This window comes from Streptomyces doebereineriae, assembly GCF_031845645.1.
Classification (GTDB): domain Bacteria; phylum Actinomycetota; class Actinomycetes; order Streptomycetales; family Streptomycetaceae; genus Streptomyces; species Streptomyces canus.
Window position 1 is genome coordinate 1 of the sequence record NZ_JAVREZ010000551.1, and the last position, 396, is coordinate 396.

A 396-nucleotide genomic window follows, 5' to 3' on the forward strand; every position below is an offset into this window, starting at 1 on the left:
TGCCTGCGACCAGCGGTGCATCAGCGAAGACACAGAGCACGGTAGATGCTTCTCCAGTGGCGATCGCATGGCGAGCGCGTTGGATCATTGCAATGGTGGTGGCGCCCTTGATCTCGACGTGTTCGAGCAGTCGCAGATCCCGGAAGCCACCTGCGGCGGCGAAACCGACACCGAGCCGGTCTGGGCGTACACCCTGTGAGGAACCGACGAGGAGCCCGTCAACGTCGGCGCGATCGATTTGAGCGTCGATCAGCGCGGCGGTGCTCGCCTCGGTGGCCAACCGTAACGGTGTGGCGCCGGGCCGCAGCGACATCGCCGTCATCCCCAGGCCGATCAGATCCACCTCGGACGGGCTCATGACTGCCCCCGAGGCCGACGCGCGCCTTGTCCAGGTTC

The 396-nt window shown here is 66.2% G+C and carries 1 pseudogene; it reads right to left on the reverse strand.

Annotated features, from left to right (window positions below):
- Positions 1–358 (reverse strand): annotated as a pseudogene (locus tag RNB18_RS53210) (thiolase family protein); the annotation flags it as partial.
- Positions 359–396 lie beyond the last annotated feature (38 nt).